The sequence below is a fragment of the Desulfonatronospira sp. genome, assembly GCA_003563255.1.
Classification (GTDB): domain Bacteria; phylum Desulfobacterota; class Desulfovibrionia; order Desulfovibrionales; family Desulfonatronovibrionaceae; genus Desulfonatronospira.
On the sequence record PWSL01000498.1, the window covers coordinates 1 to 7,423 of the forward strand.

At 48.6% G+C, this 7,423-nt stretch carries 7 protein-coding genes; all 7 read right to left on the reverse strand.

Going from position 1 to position 7,423, the window contains the following annotated elements:
- Nucleotides 1-331 precede the first annotated feature (331 nt).
- The 7 genes from QZP87_RS14560 to QZP87_RS14590 all read right to left on the reverse strand — a co-directional run bounded on the left by QZP87_RS14560 (nucleotide 332) and on the right by QZP87_RS14590 (nucleotide 7,084).
- On the reverse strand, nucleotides 332-1,540 hold the full coding sequence (locus QZP87_RS14560) for a GAK system CofD-like protein (protein WP_291323650.1): 1,209 nt from the start codon (nucleotides 1,538-1,540) through the stop codon (nucleotides 332-334).
- Between the two features lie 7 nt (nucleotides 1,541-1,547).
- Nucleotides 1,548-2,444 (reverse strand): GAK system ATP-grasp enzyme, encoded by an 897-nt coding sequence (locus tag QZP87_RS14565; RefSeq protein ID WP_291323651.1) that lies wholly within the window; start codon nucleotides 2,442-2,444, stop codon nucleotides 1,548-1,550.
- Nucleotides 2,445-2,658: 214 nt separating this feature from the next.
- A complete protein-coding gene (locus QZP87_RS14570) occupies nucleotides 2,659-4,305 on the reverse strand; it encodes a PhoU domain-containing protein (protein WP_291323652.1) in 1,647 nt (548 codons plus the stop codon).
- Nucleotides 4,306-4,599, reverse strand: a complete 294-nt coding sequence (locus tag QZP87_RS14575; RefSeq protein WP_291323653.1) for an amphi-Trp domain-containing protein — start codon at nucleotides 4,597-4,599, stop codon at nucleotides 4,306-4,308. It lies immediately after the preceding gene.
- Nucleotides 4,599-5,762, reverse strand: coding sequence for a hypothetical protein (locus QZP87_RS14580; protein ID WP_291323654.1), 1,164 nt, complete (start codon nucleotides 5,760-5,762; stop codon nucleotides 4,599-4,601). Before QZP87_RS14580 ends, QZP87_RS14575 begins: the two co-directional genes overlap by 1 nt.
- Nucleotides 5,763-5,781: 19 nt before the next feature.
- Nucleotides 5,782-6,486: a GAK system XXXCH domain-containing protein gene (locus tag QZP87_RS14585; RefSeq protein ID WP_291323655.1), complete on the reverse strand. Its 705-nt coding sequence runs from the start codon at nucleotides 6,484-6,486 to the stop codon at nucleotides 5,782-5,784.
- 151 nt (nucleotides 6,487-6,637) lie between these two features.
- The gene (locus QZP87_RS14590) at nucleotides 6,638-7,084 is read right to left on the reverse strand and encodes an arsenate reductase ArsC (protein WP_291323656.1); all 447 of its coding nucleotides are present in this window, start codon (nucleotides 7,082-7,084) and stop codon (nucleotides 6,638-6,640) included.
- Nucleotides 7,085-7,423 lie beyond the last annotated feature (339 nt).

Sequence of the window (7,423 nt, forward strand, 5' to 3'; positions counted from 1 at the left end):
GGGACAGGCACCCCGGCACTTATTTTTTATTGAACAAGAAACAGATTAGAAAAATAAGTGCCGGGAGAGCCAGTCCCCGTGCTCACTCCCATGCTCTGCGGGGGAGCGCACCTGGACCGCTTTGTGGTAATTGGTGGACGCGGAGCGTCCGGAAGATGTTCCCACGCAGAGCGTGGGAACAATAAAAAAACAAAAAAATATTACCTGTCTCAATTGGGGACAGGCACCCCGGCATTTATTTTTCTGAAGGATGTTTGATTGAATATTAAAAATCAGTGCGGGGAAAGCCAGTCCCCGGAGGTCAATATAAAAGTTTCGCTGCAGTGTTACCTTACACCATTGAAAGCAGTCTCTCAATAATTTTATTTTCATCCAGAAATGACTGGTTTTGCATGGCCGCGATGGGGGCCTGGATTACTTTCACCCCCAGGCTTTCGATACCTTCTATATCTACGCCCCCCTCATATAAGGCGTGATTTTGATCAAGCAAGACAAAATTCAGAAGATCCCGGGTACGGCATTTTTTTTCTGCGCTCCGGTTCAGGTGTTCAAGCAGGATCTGCACCCTCTGCTTGAGCGAAGTGCCCACCTGTTCCGGATCATGACCGGTATTGGGGATATAGACCTTGGGACATTCGTTGCCGGCAATGGCTGAGCCTGCACCCCGGGGTAAAAGATTGGCCATGAGGCTGGAGTAAAAGCTGCCCATGGGATAACAGATAAGTTCGGCATCATGAATGAGCCTGCGGACCTTTTCCTTAAGACGCGGATAGATGGGAACCGGTGCAGAAAGGCTGCCGGACAGATAAAATTCCCGTACAGGAGAGTCAATGGGTGCCCTTTCCTTGCCGGTCAGTTCGTGCTGGCCCAGCAGGACACGCCCGTTTTCCAGTTTTGAAATCAGGTGCAGGTGCTTGTTCATAACCGGCCTGACAGTCCCCCGCACTTCAGCCAGCTTGGAAAACAGGAAGATTACCGGATCGATCTGCCGGTTGTGGTTGAAATAGCCGGCAGCCAGGATAAGGTTACCCACGCTGGCCCCTTTGAGATCAAAATCGTCGGGCATTTTTCCGGCAAAAGCCGTCAGGTGGCTGCAGATTATTTTGCGCATGGGGTCGTGAACGCTGCGCACCAGGGGGTGATGCCCGTCAGCCATACGCATGAGCAAGGCTTTAAGCTTCTGGTTGTCCTCGTCTTTGGGCAGACGGTAGGTGAACAGGCTGTAGATTTCAGGGTTGCCCTTGACGCTTTGATCCGCCAGGGCCATGAGTCGGCTGCGCATGTCGCCCACAGCAGGCATTTTAAAGGCATTGCGCAGCTTGGCTGAGCTTCCCCCGGAATCAAAAGGGGTTACCAGGTGAATGGAATTGTGGGTGAAGCGGACCAGGGCCCGGCTCAGGGGGTTCAATGCAGTGCCGCCGCTGAAAAAAAGGATCCTGGGTCCGAATTCAGGCACCTTGAGATATCTGGACAGCTTTACTGGGTCAGGCAGGCTTATTGTGCGGCGTATATGAATTTTCTGAGTTGAGTCTGGAGGCATGTGCTTTTCAGGAACGATATTTGAGATTGTTCAGAATATAGTTGGCATACATGTCCGCGGCGTCTATACCACAGGCCTGGTAAAGCCCGCGGAAGCCCCCAAAGGCCGAGACCTCGAACACCATTGCCCCCTGCTCGGTTTCCACCACGTCGACACAGGTGAAGTCCAGGTTGAACAGGGCCTGGGCCCTGTGGCCCAGGCCGATTATTGCCGGGTCCGGTTCATAGCGCTCGTATCGCCCACCGCTGGAAATGCAGGTATTCCAGGAATCACCCTTGAGTCGGGCATATGTACCGATATACTCTCCGCCTAAAAAAGCCACTCCCAGGTCCCGGCCGGGAATGGAAACCATCTTCTGAATGTACATGGTTCTGTTGCCTGAAGCCTGAAATTCGGCAATGGCTGAACGACATTGATCTCCTGCCTCCACCACAAGCATCCCTCTGGCCTTGGACGTGAAAAGAGGTTTTAAGACCGCCTTTTTGAACCTGTGCACGGTTTTGCAGGCCAGATCCATATCCTCGGTAACCACTGTGGGAGGTATGGGAATGTTTCCTATCTGCAGATTTACAGTACAACTGAGCCTGTTCACAGCCTGCATAATCATTTCCGGCCGGGAGAAAACCGGTATTGCCATGCTGCAGAAAAAGCGAAGCATTTCCAGCCTGTTGTACATGTCCGGGGAATACACGGGGCCGATTTTTTTGATAGCCAGTCCGTCCAGGGCAGCCAGGTCCAGGTCCCCGTAAAACAGAGTCTTCTGGTTTATATCGAAAATCACCGAAGATATGTCCACAACACAGCGAAATCCGGTTTTATTTTCCAGGGCGTCCGCCAGTTTTTCAGTGGACCAGCTGCCAGAGTTGCCTATGACGGCTATTTTTTTATTTTTATCTTGTCTCATAGTGGGTAGCTGTCAATCAGGTTTCAAGACAGGCTTTTATCGCTCCCGCGCTCTGCGGGGGAGCGTGTCTGGATCCAGCACTCACTTCTGGCAATGGAGAAATACCAGAAAAAAATAGTATTCAAAAGTGAGTGCTGGAATAAACAAGCACCTCGAAGAGGATTTAACTGGGCGCCTTTACGTGAGAAAAAATGGGTTGCGGGCATAGCCTGTGTTAGAAACTGGAATATTTGAATGCTTCTCTCGGCAGAGAGAATTGTTTCCAGGGTTTATTTCTGTGGGCGATCAGCTTATCAGCCAGATAAAGGGCCCTTTGATACATGCTCAGGGCGAACTCCTGGTTGAGTTCAAACCTGGTGGAGGTAAAAAAGGAGCGAATCAGCCCCAGGGCCAGTCTGGCATTGAAAGTATTATCAGCGTTTTCGGCTGCAAACTGTCCGGCGAAATTGTAAAAATCAAGGTTGAGCCTGTTAATAACTTTGCGCACGCCGGGGTCAAAAACCGGTTTACGATAGTTGGATACCAGAAATACAGATACATCCTGGACAAAATCCCCATAGCAGGACCTGTGCAGGTCAATGAAATATACCTGCTGGTCCTTCTGATTATAGATGATATTGCTGGTATTGAAGTCTCCGTGGATGAATATACAAAAGGGGGCCTTGAGCTCTGATTCTATATCGCTTAAAATTCTGATGACACTATTCAGAGAGAGTGTGGTCAGCGAGCCTATACCAACCTCGGAAAAGTCGAATTCAGGATGAATGGTCAGGATGTCGTCGATGCGCTGGGAGAGCTGGTCCATAAAACCTGAACTAACAGGTTTGTTTTTGATGGTGTCATGCCAGATCAGGGTCAGGGTTTCCTTCAGAATGAACATTGAGTTAGCCAGAGTTTCATCATCCTGGGTCAAAATTGTTTCCTGCAGGGAGCATCCAGGCAGAAATTCCAGCAGCATGGAGGCGCTGTTTTTGCCCTGGGTATAACTGAAAACCTTTGGAACCAGGCTGGGGAAGATTCTTTTCCAGGTTTCGATGTTTTCTTTTTCCCTGGATATTTTCCGGGTCTTGCCTTCCTTGAAAAGAACCGCCTGGCTTCCGCTTCGGGATGAATCCATGACTTTGCCTATTCTGCATCCGGACCTGGACTCCCAAATGGATTCAAATCCTACGTCCTGTATGGAGATGCCGTTGTTGATGGAATCGAGGTTCTCAACCAGGGCATGGTATTGATGGACTTTCAACTTTTCTCCGAACACTGAAAATATAACAGCTTCCCCGATGTTGAGCAGGGCGTCCCCCATTCTTTCCAGATAACGGAATATGAATATGCAGGTAATGAGATCCTGCTTGTTTTTTTGGGAGTCCAGTTCTTCAATGATCTGGTCAAAAACGCGTTTAAAGAGCTTGTCTATGACGAACTCGGTCTTGCAGATGTTCAGGGCGTAGTTTAGATCCCTGGTAAAGAGTCCATGCACTACTATTTCCAGGGCATCTGAGAGTTGCTGGAAAAAGGGGCGATAATTATAATTGTCCAGATAATCAACGCTGCTCAGGTAGTTTAGCTGATCTACAATATAAACGGAAAAATCGCTTATTTTTTCCAGATTGTTGCTGATGATATTGGTTGCCCGGATAAAGTCCACCTGTCTCTTGTTCAGGTTTTCCTCCCCGTGAATACGGGAGAAGCACAGGTTTTCAATGACAGCTTTGTAGTTGTCTATGCGGTCGTCCCTGGACTTGACCTTGTCCACCAGGTCCGGACTGGGGTCCTGAATGATTTTTAAAGTGTCCTCCAGTTGTCTGCCGACTTCCAGGACCATAAAGCGGATTTTTTCTTCCAGGTCAATGAAATAAGGCATTTATCCGTCCTTGGAGACGTTATTCTGTTTGTAGTCGCAAGGCTCTTCCAGATACTCAGGCGAGGACTCATCTTCAGCCCATTTAAAGCTTAAATCCAGGGTTATTTCTCCGTCCTTTTTCCTGGCCTTGATAATAAACTTTATTAGCCCGCATGGCTCTAGATTCAGCAATTCTTCTTTGCTTGAAAAATGAATTTCGCCCTGCTGGAACCCCTCTTTTAAGGCGTCCAGATATTTGCAGATGGTTTCCCTGTCCTGCAGGGATTCCAGAAAAAATCTCTTCTCCCGTCTCATTATACTTCCAGCCTTGCCTTGTACTCGTTCATGACTTTCCGGCGATCAAAGCCGCCAATTATCAGTGACTTCCTTATGTTCAAATCATCCCAGGCGGGCTGCACTCCAATTTCCCGGTAATACTTGGCGGCCTCTATTTTGGTGGGGTCCTTGAGTTTTTCCCCCAAGTGGGCGTCATCGCCCATAAATACCAGCAAAGGCCTCCTGGATCTGTTTCTGGACTTGTTCTGGCGGATGATGACATTGACCAGGAACTCGGTATATTCTCTGGACTGGGGGTTCCAGACTTCATACCCGTCTATGTCGTAATCGCAAAGCAGTATGGGCCAGAACTGTTCAGGGTGGGGCACTACTATTCCGCACCCCAGACTTCTGGCCTCTTCGATGACTTCGGAGGTGCGGTAAAAGTATTCCAGGCTGAAGTTGGTCTTGACGATTTTCTTCACGGACTTGATGAATACCTGGACCCTGTTGATGAACTGGTCGGGGTAAAGATATCTCTGACCGTCCACAAAGTCCCGCAGCAGTTTGTTTTTCAAAAAGTCTCTGGATATGGTATTTTCGTGTTCCATGAGCAGGCGGTAAAGCTTGTAGGTCTGCACTCTGGCGAATTGAACAACATCTTCCCCGACTCCGGTGCCTTCAGCGGCCAGTTGCAGATAGTCCTCCCACTTGGGGTCCATGAAGGTGTCCAGAAGATCAAAAAGCTGTCTGGAGCGGTATTCATAGGTGTGGTTAAGCATTGATCTCAGAACGCCCGCCCTGTCAGGATCCTCAAGCCTGCAGTGCAGCAACAGCTGGACTTTGCGCTGAAATCCCCTGGAATAACAGTCAATTTCCGCACCATAGTATTTATCGTCGTAAGTCAAAAGTTCGTTATGCTGGGTGGGGATGATAAGTTCCTGCTCCTTATTGGGGAAGGTGTTGTCGATCCTTTTTTTGATGAGTTCCATGGGGATGTATTCCGGGTGCCAGTGCACAGCCAGAACAGTCTTCTGATTGGGGTGCTCGTTGAGCGGAGTGATGATTTTATACATCTCATCGGGTGTTATCTGGACACAGACAATTTCTGCCAGGATCCTCTGGTCCATTTCCGTGATGTCCGGCATGGCGGTCTCGGGATCGTACTTGATTTTGTCTTGATCAGACTGTTTATGCTGCATCGAGGTATTCATAACTTATCTATTTGTATTGCCTGTGGCAGTCTTTCTGTATCTGGTTTACTTCCAGGCATTTCTGAAAGAAATTTCGGGAATCGTTCTGTTCAAAGCTCTCATGCATTTCCCGGACCTTGTCTTTGAATTTCAGGTAAAAATCATCGCCGTAACCTGGGTACTGAACCATGGTTTCCGAATCCTGTATAAATGAAATCAAGTCTTTTTCAGGGGGCAACTGGTAATTGCGGGCGTTTCTCAGTATTCCGGCAAAGTTTTTTTTCATTCTTTTTTTCAGGATCTTATAGCCTGTATTGCCTCCGGGTGCAGCAGGAGAGGGTGCAGGCTGGACTGCTTCGCTCCTGACACGTTCTCCTGCTCCGGAATTATCTGCAATCAGGCCTCGGAATACTTTTTTTACCCTGCCTTTCAGTCCTGAGCGCTTGAATTTCATCCCGGCCTTGAGTTTTTTAAGGGCGTTTTTTCTGTCTTTCGTTTTATTGTACGACTCTTTATTTTCTGGTTCAGTCCTGGCCTTCTCCAGCTTGACCCTGAGGGTTAAGCCCAGTTCATGTGGATAAAAAGTTAACTTGAGTTTACGAATTTTTTTCCAGTCTATACTATGACCTTGCAGCTCAATTTTTGATTTTTCCACATCCTGGGCCAGATTCGATAAAAAAGTAGATGCCTCTGCGTGGGTGAAATTCTCTGAAAATTTTTTGCTATTACTCATACTCCTCCCTGTGACCTGCAAGCCTGTCATAAAGGAGAAAAAAGAAGAAGATTACTGAACCACAAAGACACAATTAACTGATAACAATTTCTTGTATTTTATGACAGGGTTTTTGCGGTGAGTCGTTATTGTGCAGATAATCCAGGAAAGGTCAGTGGTCAATGGCAGTCAGTCCGTGCGGGAACGACTGAACAAATGCTTTTATCTCGTCCCTGACCCTGCGGTAATGCTCAAGGGCTTCCTCTTCTGTGGCGGCCTTCCGGGCCAGAAAGGGGGGATCGTCAAAGCCACGGTGAATTTTCTGAGCCATGGTAAAGAACAGGGGACAGTTTTCCCGAGCATGACCGCACAAGGTAATCACGTAATCAAACTGCATATCCGGCAGTTCCTCAATAAGCTTGGATGTCTGCCTGGATATGTCCACTCCGGCCTCAGACATGACCCGTACCGCGAGGGGATCTAGGGAGCTTTTTCTGACGCCCGCGGAAAAGGCCTGGAAATCGTCCTTTTGCAGGACCCTGGTCCAGCCCTCCGCCATCTGGCTACGGCAGGAGTTGCCTGTGCAAAGAAATAAGATTGAAGTGTCAGGGGATTTCATCTTGCCTCCTTTTGCCCGGTGTTTATGTTTAGACAGCTCAGAATCACTCACTTTGATACCAAAAGATTTTTTTGCCCACAGATCACACCCAGTGAAATCCGTCCCAGTGAAACCCCTTTGGGGAGTCCCATGGGACTGTTTCACGGGATCAACTGCGCTGAGACTTCGTCACCGGGCTGGCAGCTTGACACAGATGGAAGAGATTGAAAAGAGATATATTTTTCCTTGCGGGAATAAGACCCCAGTGAAACCCTGCTCCGCAGGAACGCTTTCAGCGTTGTTTCACGGGGCAGGCCCCCAGTTGAATCCTTTCAGGGCAGCTGTCGCTGCATTCAATCA

What these genes read in the sequence shown, in the direction of transcription:
- QZP87_RS14560 (WP_291323650.1), bottom strand. Translation starts at nt 1,540, where the DNA reads ATGCCTCCAGACTCAACTCAGAAAATTCATATACGCCGCACAATAAGC.
- QZP87_RS14565 (WP_291323651.1), bottom strand. Translation starts at nt 2,444, where the DNA reads ATGAGACAAGATAAAAATAAAAAAATAGCCGTCATAGGCAACTCTGGC.
- QZP87_RS14570 (WP_291323652.1), bottom strand. Translation starts at nt 4,305, where the DNA reads ATGCCTTATTTCATTGACCTGGAAGAAAAAATCCGCTTTATGGTCCTG.
- QZP87_RS14575 (WP_291323653.1), bottom strand. Translation starts at nt 4,599, where the DNA reads ATGAGACGGGAGAAGAGATTTTTTCTGGAATCCCTGCAGGACAGGGAA.
- QZP87_RS14580 (WP_291323654.1), bottom strand. Translation starts at nt 5,762, where the DNA reads ATGCAGCATAAACAGTCTGATCAAGACAAAATCAAGTACGATCCCGAG.
- QZP87_RS14585 (WP_291323655.1), bottom strand. Translation starts at nt 6,486, where the DNA reads ATGAGTAATAGCAAAAAATTTTCAGAGAATTTCACCCACGCAGAGGCA.
- QZP87_RS14590 (WP_291323656.1), bottom strand. Translation starts at nt 7,084, where the DNA reads ATGAAATCCCCTGACACTTCAATCTTATTTCTTTGCACAGGCAACTCC.